This window comes from Streptomyces sp. NPDC088707, assembly GCF_044752725.1.
Taxonomy (GTDB): domain Bacteria; phylum Actinomycetota; class Actinomycetes; order Streptomycetales; family Streptomycetaceae; genus Streptomyces.
On sequence record NZ_JBIVLV010000004.1, the window covers coordinates 167,567 to 190,634 of the forward strand.

General features: G+C 72.8%; 17 protein-coding genes and 1 pseudogene. 11 read left to right on the forward strand and 7 right to left on the reverse strand.

The features are described 5' to 3' along the window. The first annotated feature begins 36 nt into the window (after window positions 1-36). Together ACIP84_RS14615 and ACIP84_RS14620 are read left to right on the forward strand one after the other, a co-directional pair. The gene (locus ACIP84_RS14615) at window positions 37-1,023 is read left to right on the forward strand and encodes a proline racemase family protein (RefSeq protein WP_401798093.1); all 987 of its coding nucleotides are present in this window, start codon (window positions 37-39) and stop codon (window positions 1,021-1,023) included. Further along, window positions 1,020-1,955 (forward strand): ornithine cyclodeaminase family protein, encoded by a 936-nt coding sequence (locus ACIP84_RS14620; protein ID WP_401798094.1) that lies wholly within the window; start codon window positions 1,020-1,022, stop codon window positions 1,953-1,955. Before ACIP84_RS14615 ends, ACIP84_RS14620 begins: the two co-directional genes overlap by 4 nt. Before the next feature lie 73 nt (window positions 1,956-2,028). Here ACIP84_RS14620 and ACIP84_RS14625 read toward each other — a convergent pair whose 3' ends face one another. The 5 genes from ACIP84_RS14625 to ACIP84_RS14645 are packed head-to-tail and all read right to left on the reverse strand — an operon-like array spanning window position 2,029 to window position 7,724. Next, window positions 2,029-3,009: an ABC transporter ATP-binding protein gene (locus tag ACIP84_RS14625; protein ID WP_401798095.1), complete on the reverse strand. Its 981-nt coding sequence runs from the start codon at window positions 3,007-3,009 to the stop codon at window positions 2,029-2,031. Next, complete coding sequence (locus ACIP84_RS14630) at window positions 3,006-4,010, reverse strand: ABC transporter ATP-binding protein (protein ID WP_401798096.1); 1,005 nt, start codon at window positions 4,008-4,010, stop codon at window positions 3,006-3,008. Before ACIP84_RS14630 ends, ACIP84_RS14625 begins: the two co-directional genes overlap by 4 nt. Continuing rightward, complete coding sequence (locus ACIP84_RS14635) at window positions 4,010-4,996, reverse strand: ABC transporter permease (protein WP_401798097.1); 987 nt, start codon at window positions 4,994-4,996, stop codon at window positions 4,010-4,012. Before ACIP84_RS14635 ends, ACIP84_RS14630 begins: the two co-directional genes overlap by 1 nt. Then, the gene (locus ACIP84_RS14640) at window positions 4,993-5,949 is read right to left on the reverse strand and encodes an ABC transporter permease (RefSeq protein ID WP_401798357.1); all 957 of its coding nucleotides are present in this window, start codon (window positions 5,947-5,949) and stop codon (window positions 4,993-4,995) included. Before ACIP84_RS14640 ends, ACIP84_RS14635 begins: the two co-directional genes overlap by 4 nt. Window positions 5,950-5,981: 32 nt before the next feature. Then, the gene (locus ACIP84_RS14645) at window positions 5,982-7,724 is read right to left on the reverse strand and encodes an ABC transporter substrate-binding protein (protein WP_401798098.1); all 1,743 of its coding nucleotides are present in this window, start codon (window positions 7,722-7,724) and stop codon (window positions 5,982-5,984) included. A 214-nt stretch (window positions 7,725-7,938) separates the two neighbouring features. On the opposite strand from ACIP84_RS14645, the gene ACIP84_RS14650 reads away from it, so the two are divergent. From ACIP84_RS14650 to ACIP84_RS14690, 9 genes are all read left to right on the forward strand, one after another. Beyond that, the gene (locus ACIP84_RS14650; protein ID WP_401798099.1) at window positions 7,939-9,096 is read left to right on the forward strand and encodes an NAD(P)/FAD-dependent oxidoreductase; all 1,158 of its coding nucleotides are present in this window, start codon (window positions 7,939-7,941) and stop codon (window positions 9,094-9,096) included. Between the two features lie 32 nt (window positions 9,097-9,128). Beyond that, entirely contained in the window at window positions 9,129-9,443 is a 315-nt protein-coding gene (locus tag ACIP84_RS14655; RefSeq protein ID WP_401798100.1) for a (2Fe-2S)-binding protein, read from the forward strand. Beyond that, a complete protein-coding gene (locus ACIP84_RS14660) occupies window positions 9,424-10,938 on the forward strand; it encodes an NAD(P)/FAD-dependent oxidoreductase (RefSeq protein WP_401798101.1) in 1,515 nt (504 codons plus the stop codon). The genes ACIP84_RS14655 and ACIP84_RS14660 overlap by 20 nt, the downstream gene beginning before the upstream one ends. Before the next feature lie 57 nt (window positions 10,939-10,995). After that, a complete protein-coding gene (locus ACIP84_RS14665) occupies window positions 10,996-11,904 on the forward strand; it encodes a dihydrodipicolinate synthase family protein (protein ID WP_401798102.1) in 909 nt (302 codons plus the stop codon). Between the two features lie 111 nt (window positions 11,905-12,015). Beyond that, complete coding sequence (locus ACIP84_RS14670) at window positions 12,016-13,020, forward strand: proline racemase family protein (protein ID WP_401798103.1); 1,005 nt, start codon at window positions 12,016-12,018, stop codon at window positions 13,018-13,020. After that, complete coding sequence (locus ACIP84_RS14675; RefSeq protein WP_401798104.1) at window positions 13,017-14,402, forward strand: aldehyde dehydrogenase family protein; 1,386 nt, start codon at window positions 13,017-13,019, stop codon at window positions 14,400-14,402. The genes ACIP84_RS14670 and ACIP84_RS14675 overlap by 4 nt, the downstream gene beginning before the upstream one ends. A 47-nt stretch (window positions 14,403-14,449) precedes the next feature. Further along, window positions 14,450-15,133 carry a GntR family transcriptional regulator gene (locus tag ACIP84_RS14680; RefSeq protein WP_401798105.1) on the forward strand — a complete coding sequence of 228 codons (684 nt, stop codon included), beginning with the start codon at window positions 14,450-14,452 and terminating at the stop codon, window positions 15,131-15,133. Window positions 15,134-15,908: 775 nt separating this feature from the next. Beyond that, window positions 15,909-20,696: a ricin-type beta-trefoil lectin domain protein gene (locus ACIP84_RS14685; protein WP_401798358.1), complete on the forward strand. Its 4,788-nt coding sequence runs from the start codon at window positions 15,909-15,911 to the stop codon at window positions 20,694-20,696. Then, the gene (locus ACIP84_RS14690) at window positions 20,693-22,012 is read left to right on the forward strand and encodes a hypothetical protein (RefSeq protein ID WP_401798106.1); all 1,320 of its coding nucleotides are present in this window, start codon (window positions 20,693-20,695) and stop codon (window positions 22,010-22,012) included. The genes ACIP84_RS14685 and ACIP84_RS14690 overlap by 4 nt, the downstream gene beginning before the upstream one ends. 137 nt (window positions 22,013-22,149) lie before the next feature. Here the strand turns inward: ACIP84_RS14690 and ACIP84_RS14695 are convergent, their stop codons facing one another. Both ACIP84_RS14695 and ACIP84_RS14700 read right to left on the reverse strand, forming a co-directional pair. After that, entirely contained in the window at window positions 22,150-22,398 is a 249-nt protein-coding gene (locus ACIP84_RS14695; RefSeq protein WP_401798377.1) for a hypothetical protein, read from the reverse strand. Between the two features lie 11 nt (window positions 22,399-22,409). Next, window positions 22,410-23,065: pseudogene (locus tag ACIP84_RS14700) on the reverse strand (IS5 family transposase); the annotation flags it as partial. Between the last annotated feature and the right edge of the window lie 3 nt (window positions 23,066-23,068).

A 23,068-nucleotide genomic window follows, 5' to 3' on the forward strand; every position in this document is an offset into this window, starting at 1 on the left:
GCATCACCCGAAATCCCCTCCCGGAGGCCGTACTTCGTGAGCACCACCCCGCACACGGTCCGCACCACCGACTACCACACCGCCGGCGAACCCTTCCGGATCGTCGACGAGGACCTGCCCCCGGTCCCCGGCGACACCGTCGCCGAGCGCCGGGCCACCGCCCTCAGGACCGGCGGATCGGGCACGGACCCGCGCCCCGGCCCCCTCGACGACCTGCGCCGCCTCCTGTCCCGCGAGCCGCGCGGGCACGCGGGCATGTACGGCGGTTTCGTCGTGCCGCCCGACGACGACGGAGCCCACTTCGGCGTGCTGTTCTGGCACAAGGACGGCTACTCCACCGCCTGCGGCCACGGCACCATGGCCCTCGGCGCCTGGGCCGTCGACACGGGGCGCGTCCCCGCCCCCGACGACGGCGACGTCTCCGTACGGATCGACGTGCCCTCCGGCCGGGTCACCGCTGCTGTGCACCGCGCGGACGGCCGCACCACCGGCGTCACCTTCCGCAACGTCCCCACCCGCATCGTCGCCCGCGACGTGAAGGTGACCACCGCGCTCGGCACCGTCGACGCCGACCTCGCCGACTCCGGCGCCCTCTACGTCTCCGTCGCCGCCCGCGACCTCGGCCTCGGCGTCTCGGTGGCCACCCTGCCCGAACTCGTCCGCGCCGGAAGGGAGATCCGCGCCGCGCTCGCCGGGCACGACGTGTACGGCGTCATCCTGTACGAGGAGCTCCCCGACACCCCCGAAGGACTCCACCAGCGCAACGTCACCGTCTTCGCCGACGGGCAGATCGACCGCTCACCCTGCGGCTCGGGCACCTCCGCACGCCTCGTCCTGCTCGGCGACGACGGCCGGCTCGCCGTCGGGGACACCCTGCGGCACGAGTCCGTCGTCGGCACCGTGTTCACCGGACGCCTCCTGGCGGCGGGGATCACCGAGGTCAGCGGCAGCACCCACCGCACCGGCACCCACGCCTTCGTCCTCGACCCGGACGACGACCTGGGAGCGGGGTTCCTCCTGTGAACCCGCCCCTCCTCCTCGACGCCGCGACGATGGCCCGCCTCATGAGCCAGGCGGCGGTGACCGACGTCCTCGCCGACGTCCTGCGGGCCGGGCTCGACCCCGACGCCGGACCTCCCCGCACGGCCGTCTCCGTCCCCGCCGGTGAACTCCTCCTGATGCCGGCGGCCTTCGACTCCTTCGCCGGCGTCAAGATCGCCGGAGTCGCCCCCGGCAACCCGGTGCGCGGTCTGCCCCGTATCACCGGCTCCTACCTCCTGCTCGACGGCGCCGACCTCCGGCCGCTCGCCCTCCTCGACGGAGCCGCGCTCACCGAGCTGCGCACGCCGGCCGTCTCCGCCCTCGCCGTCCGCTCCCTCACCCCGGCCGACCGGCCCCTGCGCCTCGTCCTCTTCGGGGCGGGCCCTCAGGCGTACGGACATCTGGAAGCCGTCCTCACCGCCCGCGAGGTCGCCGAGGCGGTCGTCGTCGCACGCGAGCCGGTCGGCGGGCGCGCCCTCGCCGGCTACGCGCGGACCCTCGGCGTCCTGGCCCGCACCGGTACGCCCGACGAGGTGGCCGGCGCCGACCTCGTCGTCTGCTGCACCACGGCCCGGGAACCGCTCTTCGACGGATCCCTGGTCCCACCCGGCGCCACCGTCGTCGCCGTCGGCTCGCACGAGCCGACCGCGCGCGAGACCGACACCGCGCTCGTGGCCAGGTCCGAGGTCTACGTCGAGGCGCGGACGGCAGCGCTGCGGGAGGCGGGGGACCTGCTCGTCCCGATCGCCGAAGGGGCGATCGGGCCCGACCACATCGCGGGCGACCTCGTCGACCTGGTGGCCGGGCGCGGGGAGCCGGCGGCCGGGCGTCCGCGCTTCTTCAAGAGCGTGGGCATGGCCTGGGAGGACCTTGCCGTCGCCACCGCCCTGTACAAGGCGGCCCGTTCGTCCTGAGCACACCGGCGCCCCGGTCCCGCGCGCACGCGGGACCGGGGCGCCGGTGTGCTCGCCCGGGGCGTTCGCGTGCTCAGACGCCCTCGGGGAAGTGGCAGGCGACCTCACGCGCCTCGCCCGCCGCGAGGGTCCGCAGCGGCGGTGCCTCGGTCCGGCAGATCTCCCGTGCCTTGGGACAGCGCGGATGGAAGGTGCAGCCCGGCGGGGGAGCGGCCGGACTCGGTGGGTCGCCGAGCAGGGTGATCCGCTCCCGGCTCCGCTCGGCCGCCGGGTCCGGCAGCGGTACGGCGGAGAGCAGTGCCCGCGTATAGGGATGCGCCGGGGCGCCGTACACCCGTTCCCTGGTGCCGATCTCCACGATCCGGCCCAGGTACATGACGGCCACCCGGTCGCAGACCCGCTTCACGACGGAGAGGTCGTGCGCGATGAAGAGGTAGGCGAGTCCGAGTTCGCGCTGGAGCCGTTCCATCAGGTTGACGATCTGCGCCTGGACGGAGACGTCGAGCGCGGAGACCGGTTCGTCGGCCACCACGAGCCGGGGGTTGGTGGCCAGGGCGCGGGCGATGCCGATGCGCTGGGCCTGTCCGCCGGAGAACTCGTGGGGGTGGCGGTCGATGTGCTCGGGGATGAGCCCGACCAGCTCCATCAGCTCCACGGCGCGTCTGCGCGCGTCGGCCGCCGTGCCGCCCTGGACGAGCAGCGGGTCGGCGATGATCCGGGCCACGGTCTGCCGGGGGTTGAGGGAGGAGTGCGGGTCCTGGAAGACCATCTGGAGGTCGCGCCGCAGCGGCTTGAGCGCCCGCTGTGAGAGGTGGCTGATGTCCCTTCCCTGGTACGAGACGGAGCCGGCGGTGGGTTCGAGGAGCCGCACGATCGTGCGGCCCGTGGTTGACTTGCCGCAGCCGGACTCGCCGACGAGGCCCAGGGTCTCGCCCGCCGCCACGTCGAAGCCGATGCCGTCGACGGCCCGGATCGGGGCCGCGCCCCTGCGGCGGCCGGGGAACGTGATCGTGAGGTCCCGTACGCGGAGGAGGGGCGGTGCGGTCGTGGTCATGGGGCGACGCCTTCGTACGCGGGGAAGTGGCAGGCGGCCGGGTGTCCGTCCGGGCCACCGAGGGAGGGGCGTTCGGTCGCGCAGCGGGTCCGCTCCTCCTCGGAGCCGGCGGCGGCGCGGGGACAGCGGGGTGCGAACGCGCAGCCCGGAGCCGGTTCGAGCAGTGAGGGCGGGCTGCCCGGGATGGCCCGCAGCGGGGCGTCGTCGGGGTCGTCGAGGCGGGGCAGCGAGTCGAGCAGGCCGCGGGTGTACGGATGGGCGGGGGAGGCGAACAGGGCGTCCACGGTGGCGTGTTCGGCGGCCCGGCCGCCGTACATGACGAGCACGTCGTGGGCGACCCGGGCGACCACCCCGAGGTCGTGCGTGATCATGACGACGGAGAGTCCGCGCTCCTGCTGGAGGCGGGCGATCAGCTCCAGGATCTGGGCCTGGACGGTGACGTCGAGCGCGGTGGTGGGCTCGTCGGCGATGAGGAGGTCGGGTTCGCAGACGAGGGCCATCGCGATCATGACCCGCTGGCGCATGCCGCCGGAGAACTGGTGGGGGTACTCACCGGCCCGGCGCCGGGGTTCAGGGATGCCGACCTCGGCGAGTGCCTCGACGGCCCGCTCCCGGGCGACGGCCCGGCGTGAGCCGAAGTGCACCCGGTGGTGCTCGGCGACCTGCTCGCCGACGGTGTAGTAGGGGTGGAGGCTGGACAGCGGGTCCTGGAAGATCATCGCCATCCGCCGGCCGCGGAGCCCGTTCAGCTCGCGGTCGGACAGGCCGATCAGTTCCCGCCCCGCGAGGGTGACGGAGCCGGTGACCTCGGCGCCCGTGTGCAGGCCCATGACGGCGAGGGAGGTGACCGACTTGCCGGAGCCTGACTCGCCCACGATGCCGAGCGTCCGGCCGGGCAGCACGTCGAACGCGAGGGAGTCGACGGCCCGGACGGGGCCGCGCTTCGTCGGGAACGTGACCGTGAGGTCCCGTACCGACAGGAGGGAGGCGGAGTCGCCCATCAGTACCTCACTCGCGGGTCGACGACGGCGTACAGGAGGTCGACGGCCAGGTTGGCGACGACGATGAAGGTGGCGGCGAGCAGCGTCACCCCGAGGATGACCGGCTGGTCCCCGGTCGACAGCGCGCCGTAGAAGAGCCGTCCGATGCCGGGCAGCCCGAAGATGGACTCGGTGATGACGGCGCCCGCGAGGAGCCCTCCGAGGTCCATCCCGAAGATCGTCAGGATCGGCGTCATCCCGGCGCGCAGACCGTGCTTGACGACCACGGTGCGGCGCGGAAGGCCCTTGGCGCGCGCGGTGCGGATGTACGGCTCCGCCATCGACTCGATCATCGCGTTCCGGCTCTGCCTTGCGTACATGGCGGCGTACAGGAGCGCGAGCGCGAGCCACGGGAGCAGCAGGTTGGAGGCCCAGGAGAGGGGGTCGGTGCCGAAGGGCACGTACTGCGGGTAGGGGAGCAGGCCCGTGACCCGGATCAGCCCGTAGATCAGCATCACCGAGGTGAAGTACACGGGGAGCGAGGCTGCGGCGACCGCGCCGACCATCAGGACGCGGTCGGTGAGCGTGTCCTTGCGGAGTGCGGCGGTGACGCCGGCGGAGAGGCCGAGGAGCAGCCAGAGGGCGGCGGCGCCGACGGCGAGCGACGCGGAGACCGGCAGCCGGTCGACGAGGAGGTCCCACACGCCCTGGCTGTTCTCGAAGGAGTAGCCGAGGCACGGGAAGTCGCAGTGCAGGGCGTACTGGCCGGTGCCCAGGGTGCGGCCGGTGAAGATGCCGGTGACGAAGTCGGCGAACTGCCGCCACAGCGGGGCGTCCAGGCCCATGTTGGCGCGGATGGCCTCCAGGCGTTCGGTGCTGCACGACTTGCCGCAGGCCGCGGCGGCGGGGTCGGAGGGCAGGACGTAGAAGACGGCGAAGGTGACGGCGGCGATGGCGATGAGCACGCCGAGCACGCCGAGGAGGCGCCGGCCGAGGTAGAGGATCACGCGCCGCCTCCCCTCGGGTCGAGGACGTCGCGCAGCGCGTCGCCGAGCAGGGTGAAGGCGAGCACGGTGAGGAAGAGACAGAGGCTCGGGACGGCGAAGTACATGGGGTCCGTCTCGTAGTAGGCGACGCTCTCGGCGATCATCTGGCCCCAGGAGGGCGTCGGCGGGCGGACGCCGACACCGAGGTAGCTGAGGGCGGCCTCGGTGGCGATCATCCCGGGGACGATCAGGGTCGTGTACGCGATGACGGGTCCGGCGACGCCCGGGAGGATGTCGCGGACGAGGATGCGCAGGGGGCCGGAGCCGCCGACGCGGGCGGCGTCGACGTACTCGCGGTGCTTGAGCGACAGGGTCTGGCCGCGGACGATCCGGGCGATGCCCGGCCAGCCGAAGAGGCCGATGACGGCGGTCATGAGGACGATCCGGTCGACGTCCCGGGCCACCGACATCATCGCGATCATGAAGACGAGGGAGGGGAAGGACATCGTGAGGTCCATCAGCCGGGAGAGCGTGGTGTCGGTGCGGCCGCCGAAGTAGCCGGCGGCGACGCCGGCCGCCGTCCCCGCGACGACGACGATGGCCGTCGCGGAGAAGGCGATGAGCAGCGAGACCTGGGCTCCGTGCACGACCCGGGCGAACAGGTCGCGGCCGGTGACGGGTTCGACGCCGAGCCAGTGCTCGGCCGAGACGCCGCCGAGCGGCCCGATGGGGAGCCCGCCGAGGTACGGGTCGACGGCGGTCTTGTCGAACTCGTCCGGGCCCCAGCCGCCGAGCGCGCCGACCAGGGGGGCGGCCGCGGCGAGCAGCGCGAAGAAGGCGACCACGCCGAGGGAGAGGCGGGCGGCGGGGCGGCGGCGCAGTTCGGCACGGACGAGCCGCCAGGGGCCGTGGGCCGTGCGGGCGGGGGACGGCGGGGCGGTGGGTTCGGAGGACGGCGGCGGTGCGGTGGCCATCGGAGAGGGCGGGGTGGTGGTCACGGCCGGCCTCAGTTCCCGCTCTTCGAGGGGTCCTTGAGGCCGACGGTGGCGTAGTCGAGCTGGCCGCCGAAGGAGGTGTGGCCGAAGGCGCCGGCGATGTTGGTGCCGATGAGGAGGGGTTTGCGCTCGACGACGACGGGCGCCGTGGGCGCCTTGGCGAGGATCGCCGCGTCGAGCTCCCGCCAGGCCTTGGCGGCCTGGGTGGCGTCGGCCATCGCCGCGATCTCGTCCATGCGCTTCATCGTGGCGTCGTCGCGGAAGAGCGAGTGGTTGCCGGAGTTGCCCTTCTCCTTGATGAAGCGGCCGTCGAAGACGAACGGCAGGAACGTGGAGCCGGAGGGGTAGTCGGGGCACCAGCCGGTGTAGACGAGGTCGGTGCGGTTCTTGGTGTCGCCGATCGTGTCGTAGAAGGCGGAGGGGTCGACGGTCTCGATGATGACCTTGATCCCGGCCCGGCCGAGGGACTGCTGGACGGCCTCGCCGACGGCCTTGTCGCCGTTGGAGACGGTGATGCGGGTGGTGAAGCCGTCCGCCCGGCCCGCCTCCTTGAGCAGCTCCTTCGCCTTGGGGACGTCGCCCGTGAGGGGGATCCCGAGGGTGTCGGGCTGCTTGCCGCCGAACAGGACGCCCGGCATGAGCGCGGTGGCCGGGTCGTTGAGGGCGGGGCCGCCGGAGGCGGTGAGGACGGCCTCGCGGTCCAGGGCGTACTGCACGGCCTGCCGGACCTTGACGTCGTCGAAGGGAGCACGCCCGGTGTGCATCTGCACCATCTCGGTACAGCTGGTCGACTCGGCGAGGAGACGGGCCCTGATGTCCGGCTTGGTGAGCACCTTGGGGGTGGACTCCGGGCGGAGCTTGTCCCATGGGACGGCGGAGGCGTCCGGGCCGGTGGCGGCGATGAGCCGGTCGTCGATCTGGTTGGCCTTGAGGCCCATGGTGACGACGATCCGGTCCGGGTACGCCTTGCGCACCTGGTCGGTCTTCGGGTCCCAGTGGGTGTTGCGGACGAGGACGAGCTGCTTGTCGCGGGCGTAGGAGTCGACCTTGTACGGGCCCGAGGAGAAGGGCCGGTTGTCGTACTGGGGCCCCCTGTCCTGGGACGGCGGCACGGGCGCGAAGGTGGGCAGTGTGGCCGCGAAGGGGAACTCGGCGAAGGGTGTGCGGAGTTCGAAGACGATCGTGCGGCTGTCGGGGGTCTTCACGGAGGCGAGGTGCCTGCCGCCGGCCGGGCCCTGGTAGCCCTCGGCGCCGGCGAGGTAGCGGGCCGCGTAGTCGGGGCCGCCGGGCAGGTCGGGGGAGAAGGACCGCTCCACGTTGTGCTTGATGTCCTGCGAGGTGATCGGCGTGCCGTCCTCGTACTTCAGTCCCGGCTTGAGCGTGAAGGTCCAGGTTCTGGCGCCGTTGGAGGAGACGCCGAGGTTCTCCGCGAGGTCGGGGACCAGGTCGCCGCCCTTGGTGCCGGGTTCCGCCTTGTAGGTGACGAGGGCGCGGTAGAGCAGGCGGGTGCCGAAGTCCATGTCGCCCATCACCCAGTTGCGGGCCGGGTCGAGATGGGTGAAGTCCTGGTTGGAGAGGACGGTGAGGGTGCCGCCCTTCTGCGGGGTGCCGCCGAGGACCGCTCCGGTGTGGGTGGTCGCGGGGTTCCGGCCGGTCCGGTCGCCCCCGGAGGTGCCTCCGCCGGAGCAGCCGGTGGCGGCGAGAGTCAGGGTCGTCACCAGGGCCGTGGCCAGGGTGCGCGTGCGCATGTTCATGACGGGTCACTCCGGGGGAGCAGTCGGACAGCCTGAGCGGCTGGAATGTGACCGGTAACATAGTAATGTGAAATTGTACTGACAAGGTGTCGGGGAGGCCGTTACTCATCCGTGTCCGGAAGGGGGTCAGGGAGCGGGGGTGTGGGGGAGAGGGTTTGGCGGCTGTCGCGGTAGAGGTCTTGGCAGCCACTGTGCAATGTGAAATATTACTGCCGTGCTCACGAGACAAACCTCGGACGTCATCGTCATCGGCGCCGGCGTGGTCGGCGCGGCCTGCGCCCACTACGCGGCCCTCGCCGGCCTCTCCGTCACCGTCGTCGACCGAGGTTACGTCGCCGGCGGCACGACCGGAGCGGGCGAGGGCAACCTCCTGGTCTCCGACAAGGAACCCGGCCCCGAACTCGAACTCGCCCTCCTCTCCACCGCGCTGTGGACCGAACTCGCCGACAGGCTCCCACCCGCCGTCGAGTACGAGGCCAAGGGCGGCCTGGTCGTCGCCTCCGGCGAGACGGGACTGCGCGCCCTGCGGGAGTTCGCGGCCCGCCAGGAGAAAGCGGGTGTCGTCGCACACGAGGTGCCCGGTGAGCGGCTCCACGACCTGGAGCCCCACCTCGCACCGGGCCTCGCCGGAGGCGTCCACTATCCCCAGGACGCCCAGGTGATGCCCGCCCACGCCGCCGCGCAGCTCCTGCGAGCCGCCGGCGACCGGGTCCGCCTCGCGCTGGGCGAGGAGGTCACCGGCCTCCTCACCGGCGCGGGCGGAGCGGTCCGCGGAGTGCGGACCGCCACCCGTGAACTCCACGCCCCGTACGTCGTCAACGCCGCGGGTACCTGGGGCGGCACCCTCGCCGACCTCGCCGGCGCCCACCTGCCCGTCCTGCCCCGCCGAGGCTTCGTCCTCGTCACCGAACCCCTGCCGCGCGTCGTCCGCCACAAGGTGTACGCCGCCGACTACGTGGCCGACGTCGCCAGCGGCTCCGCCGCGCTCCAGACCTCGGCCGTCGTCGAGGGCACCCCCGCAGGACCCGTCCTCATCGGCGCCAGCCGCGAGCGCGTCGGCTTCGACCGCACCCTCTCCACGGAGGTCCTGCGCCGACTCGCCGCCGGGGCCACCGGGCTGTTCCCCGTCCTCGGCACCGTACGCGCGATCCGCACCTACCTCGGCTTCCGCCCCTACCTGCCCGACCATCTGCCCGCCATCGGGCCCGACCCGCGCGTCCCCGGCCTTCTGCACGCCTGCGGCCACGAGGGCGCGGGAATCGGCCTGGCGCCGGTGACGGGACAGATCGTCGCCGCCTGCATGAGCGGCGCCGAACCTCCCCTCGATCTGCACCCGTTCCGCCCCGAGCGCTTCGACACCGCCGCACCCTGAGGCGCTCACCCGCCGTCACGAGAGGAGGGCCCGTGGCCCGCACCCCCATCGACCTCGCCGGGGCACAACCCGATCCGCCGTTCGAGATCACCTTCGACGGCCGCCCCGTCCCCGCCCTGCCGGGCCAGACCCTCGCCGCCGCCCTGTGGGGCGCGGGCATCCTGGCCTGGCGCACCACGCGGGACGGAGGCCGCCCGCGCGGCGCGTTCTGCGGCATCGGCCAGTGCTACGACTGCCTCGCCACCGTCAACGGCGAACCCAACCGCCGCGCCTGCCTCGTCCAGGCCCGCCCCGGCGACGCCATCACCACGCAGGAAGGGCACGGCCATGACCGCCTCGGCGTCTGAACCCGACGACACGGCCCACACGGGCCGGACGTCGGGCGCGGCGTACGACCTGGTCGTCGTCGGCGCGGGCTCCGCAGGGCTCGCAGGGGCCGTCGCCGCCGCCGAACTCGGTCTCTCCGTCGCACTGTTGGACTCCTCGACCCAGCCCGGCGGACAGTTCTACCGGCACCCGGCACCCGCTTTGGGGGCGCAACGGCCCGAGGCCCTCCACCACGACTGGTCCGCCTTCGCCGACCTGCGCCGGCGCCTGGACGCGAGCGGTGTCGACCACCTGACCGGACACCACGTGTGGTCCGTCGTCAAGGAGACCGACGGCACGTGGACGACGCATGCCCTCACCGGCGCGGACGCAAGCGCGGACGCGCCCGTCCGGATCCTGGGCCGTGCCCTGCTCCTCGCCACCGGCGCCTACGAGCGCCAACTGCCCTTCCCCGGCTGGACCCTGCCCGGAGTCGTCGGCGCCGGGGGAGCACAGGCCATGCTCAAGTCCGGGCTCGTACTGCCCGGCCGGAGCGTCGTCGTGGCCGGCAGCGGCCCGCTGCTCCTCGCCGTCGCCTCGTCCCTGGCCGCGGCCGGTGCGAGGGTGCCGGCGGTGGTCGAAGCGGCGGGGTACCTGCGGTACGGGCGCACTCCCCGGGCGCTCGTCACCAACCCGCGCAAGGCGGTCGAAGCCCTCGTCCACACGGCCGCGCTGGTCCGTCACCGGGTGCCCGTGCGGCTCCGCAGCGCGGTGACCGAGGTGCACGGTACCGACCGGGTCGAGGCCGTCACGGTGAGCCGTCTCGACCGCACATGGCGGCCCGTACGGGGGACGGGCCGCCGGATCGCCTGCGACGCCCTCGCCGTCGGGCACGGCCTCGTGCCCCAGATCGAACTGGCCGTGGCGGTCGGCTGCGCCACCCGGGCGCTGCCCGACGGCACCCTGGGCCTGGCCCTGGACGACCTCCAGGAGAGCTCGGTGCCCGGTCTGTGGGCCGCGGGCGAGACCGGAGGCATCGGCGGTGCACAACTCGCCAGGATTGAGGGCGAGTTGGCAGGCAGGGCGATCGCCGCACGTCTCCTCGGCCACCCTGCCCGAGCCGGTGAGACCACCGGACTCCGGCGGCGCCGGGACCGCATGCGCGCCTTCGCCGACGTCATGTCCGCCGCGCACGCCCCCGGCCCCGGCTGGACCGCGTGGCTGACCGACGACACGGACGTGTGCCGCTGCGAGGAGGTGCCCGCGGGCAGGGTCCGCGAGGCGGTCGCCGAGTGCGGCGCCCGCGACGCCCGGACCGTCAAACTCCTCACCCGGGCCGGCATGGGGTGGTGTCAGGGCCGGATGTGCGGAACGGCCGTGGCCTGCCTCGCGGCCTCCGGAGCCGCCCCCGAACCGCCCGCCGAGCGGCGCCCGTTCGCCGTCCCCGTCCCGCTGGCCACGCTGGCCACGCTCGACGGGCCGCCGTCGGACCCGACTCCCGGGTCCGACGGCCCGACAGACCCAGACCCCTCCTGAGCCGTCGCATCCCTTGCACCGGCTACACCCGTCACACCTCACCGAAAGGTCGCCGAGATGAACACCACCGCCTGGACCACCGACCGCCCCTGGCGCGGCATCATGGTCGCCACCACCCTGCCGTTCAAGGACGACCTCTCCGTCGACTACGACGCCTACGCCGAGCACGTGGCCTGGCTGATCGCCAACGGCTGCGACGGCGTCGTCCCGAACGGCTCCCTCGGCGAGTACCAGACCCTCACCGCCGACGAGCGCGCCCGGGTCGTCCGTACCGCCGTCGAGGCCGCGGGCGACGGGGCCAGGGTCATGCCGGGCGTCGCCGCCTACGGCAGCGCCGAGTCCCGCCGCTGGGCCGAACAGGCCGCCGAGGCCGGCTGCGGGTCGGTCCTGCTGCTGCCGCCCAACGCGTACCGCGCCGACGAGCGCTCCGTCATCGCCCACTACGCGGACGTGGCCGGGGTCGGCATCCCGGTCGTCGCGTACAACAACCCGATCGACACCAAGGTCGACCTCGTCCCGAGCCTGCTGGCGAAGCTGCACGCCGACGGCAGCATCGTCGCCGTGAAGGAGTTCAGCGGAGACGTCCGCAGGGGATACGAGATCGCCGAACTCGCCCCGGAACTCGACCTGCTGATCGGCGCGGACGACGTCCTCCTGGAGCTGGCCCTGGCCGGTGCGGTCGGCTGGATCGCCGGCTACCCCAACACCCTGCCCGCGAGCTGCGTCGAGCTGTACCGGGCCGCTGTGGCGGGCGACCTGGCGACCGCCCGGCCGCTCTACTCCTCGCTGCACTCCCTGCTGCGCTGGGACTCCAAGGTCGAGTTCGTGCAGTGCATCAAGCTGTCCATGGACATCGCCGGCCGCCCCGGCGGCCCCACCCGCCCCCCGCGCCTCCCGCTCACCGGCGCCACCGAGACCGCCGTGCGTACCGCCACCGAGAAGGCCGTCGCCGACGGTCACCGCTGACCGGACCCGCTGACCGGACCCGCTGACCGGACCCGCTGACCGGATCCACCGACCGGACCCGCTGACCGGACCGCTGAAGGATCCCACCGACCGGACCGAAAGGAACTCCGCGTGCGTACGCGTCATGTCTTCCACGCAGTCGACTCCCACACCGAGGGAATGCCCACCCGGGTCATCACCGGAGGCGTCGGTGTGATCCCCGGGGCCACCATGGCCGAGCGCAGGCTCCACTTCATCGAGCACCTCGACCACCTCAGGACGCTCCTCATGCTCGAGCCGCGCGGGCACGCGGCCATGAGCGGCGCCATCCTCCAGCCGCCCACCCGCCCCGACGCCGACTACGGCGTCCTCTACATCGAGGTGTCGGGCCTCCTGCCGATGTGCGGCCACGGCACCATCGGCGTCGCCACCGTCCTCGTCGAGACCGGCATGGTGCCGGTCGTCGAACCGGTCACCACGGTCCGCCTGGACACCCCGGCGGGTCTCGTCTCCGTCGACGTCCACGTGCAGGACGGCGCGGCGAGATCCGCCACCTTCACCAACGTGCCCGCCTTCTGCGTGGGCCTGGACCGCGCGGTGGACGTCCCCGGATTCGGCAAGGTCACCTACGACCTCGCCTTCGGCGGCAACTTCTACGCCTTCGTGCCCCTCGACGACCTCGGGCTGCCCTTCGACCGCGACCGCAAGGACGACCTGCTCGCCGCCGGACTGGCGATCATGGAAGCGATCAACGCCTCCCCTGACCGCCCCGTACACCCCACCCGGCCCGAGATCGCCGGACTCAAGCACGTCTACCTCACGGCACCCGGCTCCGACGCCACGCACTCGCGCCACGCGATGGCCATCCACCCGGGCTGGTTCGACCGTTCCCCGTGCGGCACCGGCACCAGCGCGCGCATGGCCCAGCTCCACGCACGGGGCGAACTCCCGCTCGACCGCGACTTCGTCAACGAGTCCTTCATCGGCACCCGGTTCACCGGCCGGCTCACCGCCGGGACGGAGGTCGGCGGCCTGCCCGCCGTCGTCCCCACCGTCACCGGCCGCGCCTGGATCACCGGCACCGCCCAGTACTTCCTCGACCCGGACGACCCCTTCCCCGGAGGCTTCCTCCTGTGATCACCGACGTGACCACCCTCGTCTCGCACAACCCGGCCGACCCGGCCGACGTGCTCGTCAGCCTCCCGGCCCCCGGCGCCTTCGCGGCCGCCGACGCCGTCGAGCGCGCCCGCGCCGCCCAGCCCGGCTGGCTGCGCGCCGGAGCCGCCGCCCGCTCGGCCGCGCTCGGCTCCGTCGCCACGGCCCTGGAGGCCGCGTCCGACGAACTCGCCGCCCTCGCCGTACGCGAGGTCGGCAAGCCGCTCACCGAGGCCAATGCCGAGATCGCGCGCACCGTCGCGATCTGGCGCTACTACGCCCAGGCACCCTTCGAGCCCACCGGCTCCGTGCACGAGACCGCGACAGGCCCCGGACTGCTCCTCAACCGGCGCCGCCCCCACGGCGTGGCCGGCCTCGTCACGCCCTGGAACTTCCCCTTCGCCATCCCGAGCTGGAAGGCCGCCCCGGCCCTCGCGGTCGGCAACACGGTCGTCCTCAAACCGGCCCCCGAAGCCACCGCGTGCGCCCAGCGGCTCGCCGAGATCGTCCGACAGGCCCTGCCGGACCACGTGTTCACCGTCCTGCCGGGCGGCCCCACCGAGGGCAACGCACTCGTCTCCGCGGCCGACGTCGTCTCCTTCACCGGCTCCACCCCCGTGGGCCGGGCCGTCGTCCGCGCGGCGACGGCCCGGGGCATCCCCGTCCAGGCCGAGATGGGCGGCCTGAACGCCGCGATCGTCCTGCCCGACGCGGACATCGGGCAGGCGGCGGCCCACATCGCCGCCGCCGTCGCCGGGTTCGCGGGCCAGAAGTGCACCGCCACCAGCCGGATCATCGCGGTCGGCGACGCCCTGGCCCCCCTGCGCGAAGCCCTCGCCGAGGCCTTCCGGGCCGTCCGGGTCGGCGACCCCGCCGATCCCGGGACCGTGTGCGGACCGCTCGTCCACGAGAGCGCGCGCGAGCGGGTGATCGAGGCCTGGCAGGGGCTCCCCGTCCTCGCCGGCGCCACCGTACCGACGACACCCGGCTGGTACGCGGCCCCGACCCTGGTCGAGAAGGTCCCGCCAGGGCACCGACTGCTCAACGAGGAGGTCTTCGGACCCGTCGCCGCGCTGCTCCCCGCCGACGACCTCGCCCACGCGGTACGGATCACCAACGCCGTGCCGTACGGCCTCGTCACCTCGGTCCACACGGCCGACCTCGACGCGGCCCTGTACGGTCTCGACCTCGTCGACACCGGCATGATCCGGATCAACGCCCCGTCCACCGGCGTCGACTTCCACCTGCCGTTCGGCGGGGCCAAGCAGTCCGGTCACGGCCCGCGCGAGCAGGGCAGGGCGGCCCTCGACTTCTACACGTCCTCCCGGACGTACACCCTGGCTCCCGCGGGCGCGGCGACGTGACATCGTACGGTGGTGACGCAGAACGAACCGAAGGGATCACCACCTCCATGGGGCACCTGACCCAGCGCGACCTGAACGCCTCCCGGGAGCGGCTGCGCGACCAGGTCGCCCATGCCCTGCGTGCCGCGCTGATCTCCGGCGAGCTGCGGCCGGGCGTGGTGTACTCGGCCCCCACCCTGGCCGAGGACTTCGGGATCTCCGCCACCCCCGTGCGCGAGGCGATGCTCGACCTGGCCCGTGAGGGACTGGTCGAGCCCGTCCGCAACAAGGGGTTCCGGGTCACCGAGGTCGACGAACGCGACCTCGACCAGTACACCGAGATCCGCGCGCTCATCGAGATCCCGACGGTCGGCCGCGTCACCCGGTCCGCCACGCGCGAGGAGCTGGAGGCGCTGCGGCCGGTGGCCGTGGAGATCGTGCGCGCCGCACGGGAGCACGACCTCATCGGCTACCTGGAGGCCGACCGGCTCTTCCACCTCACGCTGCTCGGCCTCGCGGGCAACGAGCGCCTCGTCGAGACCGTCGGCGATCTGCGCAAGCGGTCGCGCCTGTACGGGCTCACCGCCCTCGACGAGAGCGGCGACCTCGTTCCGTCGGCCGAGGAGCACCTGGAACTCCTCGACCTGATGCTGGCAGGGGACGCCGAGGGCGCGGAGGCGTGCATGACCCGGCACCTGGGCCACGTCCGTTCCCTCTGGGCCAAGCGCGAGGGACCGGCCGAAGGCGCGTGAAGGTTCTGAGCCGTCCGAATGCGACGAAGGGCGCCGCGGAGTCGCCGGCCTTCGTCGGTGTCGGGGACCTTGACCCACTCGGGGTCCATGGCGGCGAGCCTGGCGAGGAACTCGTCTGGAGCGTGGTCACGCAGATGCGCGACGTGTACGCGGTATAGCAGTGTGGTCTCGGCCGTTGAGGGCCCGTCCGGTCGAGCGACCGGACGGGCCCTCGTCGCCGCCAACGGCAAGTGGCTGCGACCGCACACGTGCACCGCGGACCATCGACCTTCGCGCAGGTGATCGAGAACCATGTGACACATGCTGTTACCGCCGGGTACCGTGATCATCACGTGAAACGGCGGCCATGACCTGGCCGTCTTCGCACACGTTCACGGCGGCCGGGGGTACCAGCGCCGCTACGGGGGATACACGATGCCGCGGGCCGGTACACCGGACCGCGCCGAACGGGCTTCGCCAGCCGCACCTGCGTGCTGCCGGTCGGACCCGCGCGTCACCTCGCAGCGAGCGTCCCCGTCTGCCTTCGCTTGCTACGAGGGAAGACAGCACTTTGCACACAACACCAGGCCGTAGCCTCCGCAGATCGCGCAGACCCGCCTTCCTGAGATCCGCCTTCCTCACCCCCGCGGTGTCGGCCGCGGTCGCCGTTGCCGTGATCGCCGTCGGCGGCCCGCAGTCCCCGCCGGTCCCCCTCGACCGTACGGAACTCGCGAGCAACTCGTACAACTGGTTCACGGACACCGACGCCGAGCGGCTGCGGCAGGACCAGTGCCTGATGGCCGAAGTGCTGCGCCTGGGCGGGCCGGGCATGGCGGCGACCGCGCAGGACGGGCTGAACCAGACCGCGGACAAGCTGCGCCTGCTGGCCGACCGGCAGCACTGGCAGGACACCCCGCTGTCCCAGGCGTACGCCGCGGACCGAGCCGCCGCCGACAAGGAACTGGCGGACATCAACACCCGCCGGGAGACCTGGGTGAAGCCCCTCGCGGGGCTGACCACCCCGGCCGGCATCAACGACTGGACGTTCCACAAGCCGCCCGGCATCAGCGAGGGCGTGGACTTCCACACGCAGACCGGCCTGACCCCGTGGATCTCGGACCGGTACTGGAAGAACGAGAGCGACTTCTACGCGGACTCCACCCCGAAGGCCGATGAGACGACCCGTCAGGCCGTCCTCGCCCTGGGCACCCCGCTCTACGGCAAGGACCCCCTGCCGTCGAGCCCCGACTGGAACCGGGAGATCGCCGAGCGGGACGGGTTCTCGTGGCTGAAGGGGACCGTCTCGGCGGCCATGGGCGCGGACGACTCCCGGCTGTTCCTCGGCTCCGGCGGCTTCGCCCGCAGCGCGCCCGCGCCGGGCACGGCGGAGTACCGGATCGCGGTCGAGGACATGAAGACCCGGTACTCGAGCTGTGCCTGGCGTGACGCCGTCGACCCGAACGAGGTCCTGGGCGGTGTCTCCGCGACGGCCACCGTCGAGTGGCAGCGGGAGATCACCTCCCAGGCGGTGCAGCGCAACCAGGTCGTGAACGCCGGCAAGGACGCCACCAAGGCGCTCGCCGCGGGCGCCGAGGCGCTGGGCCAGATGCTGGGCCACTCCTGGGTCGCCGACCACGTCGTCCGCTGGCAGGACCACTGGTCCGCGGGCGGGATCGGCTGGATCGGTGATGCGGGCTCCAACATCGAACTCACCGGAGCCAGGGGCAAGTGCCTCGACTCCCAGGGCGGTGCGCGGGCCGGCAACAACCCGGTCCAGGTGAACCTCTGCAACCGCACCGCGTCGCAGAGTTGGCAGATGCAGGGCGACGACCACGGTCTGCACCTGCGCAACGCGGACTCGTTCAAGTGCCTGGAGGTGTCCACCACCAGCGGCGACTTCGGCACCGAGATCAAGGCAGCCGCCTGCAACAGCGGGCCGGCCCAGACCTGGGCCTACTCCCCTCGCGCCACCACCGCGCTGAAGCACGTCGCCTCGGGCCAGTGCCTGCACATCCCGACGCTCGTCCCCGGAATGGGAGCGGTGCTGCGCAGGTGCGACGGCACCACGCGGCAGCAGGTGGACATCAAGCCCTCCGGTCACACCGGTGAGGTCCAGCCCGCGGCGCACTTCGACCAGGCCGCGAAGGGCCTCGCGGACGCCCAGGCCGGTGCGAAGCAGCAGCTCGCCGTCCTGAAGGCGCAGGCCGCGGCGGCGAAGACGGCTGCCGCCGCCTCCGACGCGGCCGTGCAGGCCGCGTACAGCATCGCCGACGGCATCGGCGCGCCGCGGGGCCGCGGCATGCTGGTGGGTCTTCAGAAGGCGCAGGTCACCAAGGGTGCGGTCGCCGCGCTGGACGCGATGGTGAAGGCCGGCGAGACCGCCGAGGCCGCCACCCGGGCGGCCGGGGGCGACAGCGAGACGATCGCGGCGCGGGCGCTCGCCCAGGCCGCGCAGTCGAAGGCGGAGTTCCGCAAGGAGGCCGCCCGGACCGCCGAGCTCCAGGCGAAGGCCGCGGCCGATTCGGCCAGGCTGCACCGCGACAACGCCAAAACGGAAGCGGACACCGCGAAGGCGAAGCTCGGTGAGGCACTGAAGGCGGAGGCGGACGCGGAGGCGGCCGCCGCCGGCGCCCGTGCCAAGCGGCTCGCGGCCGAGGCCGAGGAAGCCAAGGCGAAGGCGGAGAAGGAGACCGCGGCGGTCAAGCAGACCGAGGCCGCCCAGCACAGGAAGAACGCGGAAGCTGAGGCGACCAAGGCCGGGAACGCCAGGACCAGGGCCGAAGCCGCCGAGGCGACCGCGGTCGAGCACCGCAACGGTGCCGTCAGGGCCCGCGACACCGCCAAGGCCAAGCGTGATGACGCCTGGGACGCGGAGCAGAAGGCCGACGCCGCGCGCGCGAAGGCGGACGCCAAGGCCGCCTACGCCGCCTCCCTCGACGCTGCACCCGAGGCCACGGCGGCCCGCGCGGCAGCCGACGAGGCGGACAAGTACGCCACTGAAGCAGAGGCGGCGGCCGGCAGGGCGCGCGGCGAGGCCGACGCGGCGACGAAGGCCGCCTCAGAGGCCGACGCGGCCGCGACCCGCGCTGAGGCGGCGGCCAAGCGCTCGCGCGCCGACGCCGACGCCGCGCAGGCCGAGAAGCTGAAGGCGGACGCCGCCGTGCGCACCGCGACGAGCGCGGCCGCCGATGCGATCGCGGCTTCCGCACGCGCCGCGTTCGACGCGCGGGCGGCCGTCGCGGCGGCCGACGAGGCCGACAGTCAGGCCAAGGCCGCCAAGACCCTGGCGGACCAGGCGAGCGCGGAGGCCGGCAAGGCCCGGGCCGCCGCAGCGAACGCAGCGGGCTACGCCCACGTGACCGCCCAGGCCGCGGTGGACGCGGGGAAGTCGGCCGCGCAGGTCGCCAAGCCCGCGAACGACGCGGTCCAGCTCGGCTCGCCCTACGTCACCACCGACTCGGCCGCCGGACTGGTCGTGCTGACCGGGCAGGCGTCCAAGAGCATCGCCGAACAGCAGAAAGCCATCGCCGACGCGCATGCCAAGAACGCGCTGGAGGAGGCCGCCTCGGCCAAGGCCATCGCCGACCAGGCCCAGGGCGATGCGAAGGCCGCATACGAACACGCGGCGAACGCCGCGAAGTACGCCTCGGAAGCCCGTGGCTACGCCAAGGAGGCCCTCGACTACTCGGCCGACGCCGCGAAGTCGGCCTCCCTGGCCTCCGCTTCGCTGGCCCGCAGCACCGAATTCGCGCGCCAGGCCGCGGCGGACGCCGTGGCCGCGGACCAGGCGGCCGACCGCTCCGAGGGCTACGCCAAGTCGGCCCGCGACTCCGCCGACCAGGCCGCGCTCGACGCCGACGCGGCACGCGCAGCGGCGTCACGTGCCGAACAGGAGGCACGTGACGCCCGGGCCGCCGCCGACCGCGCCGCCGTCGCCGCGACCGAGGCCGAACAGGCCGCGAAGGACGCCGACCGGTACGCCAAGGAGGCCCAGGAAGCGGCCGACAGGGCCGAGAAGGCCGCCCAGGCGAAGACGATCGACACCGGAACCGTCCCCGACGGCATCGGCGGCTCCATCGGCCGCATGTTCTACCTGGTTAACCGCACCGAGCAGATCGGCGAGCCGCAGACCCTGAAGAAGACGGCCGGTTGCGAAGGCTGGATCGACGCCCTCTTCTACAAGGGCGACTGCACGATGACCATCAGGATCCGGTACCTGGCCTACCTCGACCTGTACCTGTGCTCGGCCGACGCACCGGACCCGTCGACCGGCAGGTGCCCCGCCAACCAGACCAAGTACTTGGGCGAGTACCCGACGGACGAGCTGACCCAGGACATCACGCACACCATCTCGATCGGCGAGTACCAGTCGGGCGTCGACCCGGTCGACATCCTCTTCGGGCACTGGATCAAGTGCGCGAAGCTGTGGCCCGGTGGCGAGGGCGGCAGCTGGGGCGGATGCGCCTGGGCGGCCCTGGACGTCGCCCTGCTGTTCTCGGGGAAGATCCTCAGGCCTATCGCCGAGGGCATCATGGCCGTCGACGCCGCCATGCGAACCGGCATCGGCATCGCGGACGCCCTGCGGGCCCTGCGTAACCTCCGGCTCAACCCGGAGGCCCTGGCAGCCATCGAGTACGAGGCCGGCCTCGCCGAATCGATCTTCATCAAGTGTGAGAAGAACAGCTTCCCGGCCACCACACCCGTACTGATGGCGGACGGATCACGCCGCCCGATCAGCACGCTCCAGGTGGGCGACGCGGTCCTGGCCGGCGACCCGGCCACCGGAGTCGTCCGCCCCGAACCGGTCACCGACACCTTCCGGCACGCCTCCGACGACCTGGTCACCATCGGCCTCGCCGACGGCACCACCCTGGACACCACCCCCGGCCACAAGATCTACGCCGAGGAGCGTGGCTGGATCCTGGCCTCGGACCTGCGCCCCGGAGACCTGCTGCTCCGCCCGGACGGGCAGCCGCTCGCGGTGACGGGTGTACGCGGCGCCGCCGACACGGCGTCCCGTCAGGTATACGACCTCACGGTCGGCGGCACGCACACCTTCTACGTCGGCACCGAAGGAGCACGCGCGTCGGACGTGCTCGTGCACAACTGCCTCGACCTCGACGACGAACTCCTGCCGGCGCTCAAGCAGTACGCCGATTCGGGTGAGATGCACGCACTCAAGGAGCACGTGCTCCTGACTCCGACCCAGGCGTTCGCGCTGGCGCAGGAGAAGAACATTCCGAAGACGGTGTGGACCAGCCAGGAGGTTGCCCAGAAGGCCATCGAGCATGTCTTCGAGGACTATTTCTCCGTCATGAAGGACGGCAAAAGAGTCCTGGACGAAGCGAAGTTCGCCGGTTTCACGCGGAGGGTCGCCAAAGCGAAAAGCGGAGAGGTCGTCCTGGACATCTCGCGGCCCTACCCCGCCCTCCAGTCCCTGGGCAAGACGTACTACCCGGACGGTGTGACGGTGAAGAACGCAGGCAACCAGGTCACGCTCAAGCTGCTGAAGGTCGACAACCACGCCAAGGGACGCGGCGGATACGCCATCATGACCGCCTTCCCCACAGGAGTGGCGCCATGACCGATCAACGTCCCGCGTACTACGAACTCGGCTACGGCGAGGACTTCGGCCTGACCGGCCTGACCGAACGCCTCAGCCGTCCCGGCACGGCCGTCGACCCGGCCGCCGCGCTCGCCCTCGCGCAGGAGGCGGCCGACCGGTATGAGGGCGACGAGGCGGTCGAGCTGGGGGAGGACGCCCGCCGCCTGCTGTCGTCCGAGCTCCCGGAGCGGGTCCTGTACACGGTGTGGCTGGCCGCCACCGCCAACGCCTTCGACCCGGCCAGCCACGGCATGACCTGCCGTGGCTGGCTGGAGCAGGTCTCGGAGGTGGCCGCGGCCCGGCTCCGGCAGGCCGAGGCGTCCTTCACCCCGCCGCCGGTGCGCCCGGTACGGGACCCCCGGCTGTGCCGGGCGGTGGTGGCGGAACTCCGCGTCGCGGCCCCGGCCCTCGCGGACGCCTCCGCGCTGCCGGAGCTCGTCGCCTGCCTGGAGCACGTGGTCACCGGCGCCGACGCCGACCTCGGCATGCGCCTGCTGCTCCGCGCGCTCAAGGCACACGCCGTGCCCGTACCGTACGGGCAGTACCGCCGCCTGGTGGCCCTCGGCTGGGAGTTCGGCCTCCCCCCGGGTGCCGTCCACGACGGCCTCGTGATCACGTGGCCGCCGGTCGGCGACGCCTCCCGGCGGGGTATCGACGGGGACTTCGGGCTCTCGCTGCTCGCCCGGCAGTTCACGGCGGGCTGGCATCACCGCACACCCCGCCAGGCGGTCGAGTTCGCTGTGCAGGCCGACGGCTACGAGCGCCCTCCGGGCTCCGAGGCGGCGGCACTCCTGGAGGACGTCCGCGGGGTGCTCGGCCGCGGCTTGTCCGAAGAAGCGATCACCGTGCTGTGGCTGGCGGCAACGGAGGGCGGCTACCGCATCGACCGGTTCGGCGTCGGCGGCCGGGAGTGGCTGGAGCAGGTCGCCGAAGTGTGCGAGGAGCGACTGGCCGAGGTCGCACCTGGCTACTTTCCGGCGGCCCGGACGCCGGACACCGGCGCCACCGACGAGGTTTTGCGCGAGATCCGGGACGTGTCCCCCCTCGCCGCGGCCACGGCGGTTAGCCCCGGGTTCCACCCCGTGGCGGGCGCCGCGGTGATGGAAGCCCTGGAACAGGTCGTCACCCGGGTCGACCCCGACCTCGGGTTCCGCCTGCTCCTGCGCGCGGTGGAGGTCCTCCAACTTCCGATCACCGAGGCGCAGTACACCCGCTACAAGGCCCTCGCCGGACGTTTCCACTACGGCGAGGACCACCTCCTGTTCTCGGTCGACCACCTGGTACGGCGCGCCTGACCCACCGGCCGAACCGGCACCCACCACCAGAGCGCCCCTCCCCCGCCGGAGGGGCGCTCTGCGTCATCCGAGCCCCGGCGGACGGCCTCGACAGCTGCTGCGCCCGCTCCTCCAGATCCTGGGGGGGCTGCGGCTCGTCATGGCCCTCGCCCTCCTGGTCTTCTTCCGCTCCCCGTCCCGGCATCGAGGGGCCGCCAGCGGACGCGGATTCGTTTCCCGGCTCCTGCAGATTCGCCGCGCTGCTGCTGGAGGGTGGTGTAGCCGGCGACGGAGACGGTGATCGCGAAGAAGCCCAGGAGGATGGCGAGGCAGCTGAACAGGGCCCTGTGCCACAGCAGCAGCGCGAGGACCGCGTGCACGACGAGCAGCACGACGGCGAACGCCAAGAAGTGGATGCGATTCGGTGGGTGGCCTGGTCGGCGGGCTGCGGGATCACCGCCCGGATGCCGCGTCGGCGGAGATGACTGCGGAACGCGCGGGACGAATACGCCTTGTCCGCCGGCACCACCTCCGGAGTGGTTCTGGGCCGGCCGATGGGCCGGGGCACTCGTAAGCGGGCCATGACCTGGGCGAACGCGGGTGCGTCACCTGCCTGGCCGGGCGTGAGGACGAACGCGAGCGGGCGGCAGCGGCTGTCCGCGGCGAGGTGGATCTTCGTGGTCAGTCCGCCGCGGGACCGTCCGAGGGCATGATCGTGCGGCTCGCCGGCCGGGGCCCCTTGTGACGGGCACCGGCAGCGTGCTGATGAGCCCGGGCGACGGTGGAGTCGATCGCGACGATCCAGTCGAGGTCGCCTTCGGCATCGGCCTGGGCGAGCAAGGCGGTGAAGACCTTCTCCCAGGTGCCGTCGGCAGCCCACTTCCGCAAGCGGTTGTGGGCGCCCTTCCACGAGCCGAAGTGCTCGGGCAGGTCCATCCACGGCGTGCCGGTGCGGTACTTGAAGGCGATCGCATCGATCACCTGCCGGTGATCCCGCCACCGCCCGCCTCGCCTCGGAGCGCGGTCCGGTAGTAACGGCTCGATCCTCGCCCACTGGGCATCAGTCAACGACACACA

What these genes read in the sequence shown, in the direction of transcription:
- ACIP84_RS14645 (WP_401798098.1), bottom strand. Translation starts at nt 7,724, where the DNA reads ATGAACATGCGCACGCGCACCCTGGCCACGGCCCTGGTGACGACCCTG.
- ACIP84_RS14630 (WP_401798096.1), bottom strand. Translation starts at nt 4,010, where the DNA reads ATGGGCGACTCCGCCTCCCTCCTGTCGGTACGGGACCTCACGGTCACG.
- ACIP84_RS14640 (WP_401798357.1), bottom strand. Translation starts at nt 5,949, where the DNA reads ATGGCCACCGCACCGCCGCCGTCCTCCGAACCCACCGCCCCGCCGTCC.
- ACIP84_RS14625 (WP_401798095.1), bottom strand. Translation starts at nt 3,009, where the DNA reads ATGACCACGACCGCACCGCCCCTCCTCCGCGTACGGGACCTCACGATC.
- ACIP84_RS14690 (WP_401798106.1), top strand. Translation starts at nt 20,693, where the DNA reads ATGACCGATCAACGTCCCGCGTACTACGAACTCGGCTACGGCGAGGAC.
- ACIP84_RS14680 (WP_401798105.1), top strand. Translation starts at nt 14,450, where the DNA reads ATGGGGCACCTGACCCAGCGCGACCTGAACGCCTCCCGGGAGCGGCTG.
- ACIP84_RS14685 (WP_401798358.1), top strand. Translation starts at nt 15,909, where the DNA reads ATGGCCGAAGTGCTGCGCCTGGGCGGGCCGGGCATGGCGGCGACCGCG.
- ACIP84_RS14665 (WP_401798102.1), top strand. Translation starts at nt 10,996, where the DNA reads ATGAACACCACCGCCTGGACCACCGACCGCCCCTGGCGCGGCATCATG.
- ACIP84_RS14660 (WP_401798101.1), top strand. Translation starts at nt 9,424, where the DNA reads ATGACCGCCTCGGCGTCTGAACCCGACGACACGGCCCACACGGGCCGG.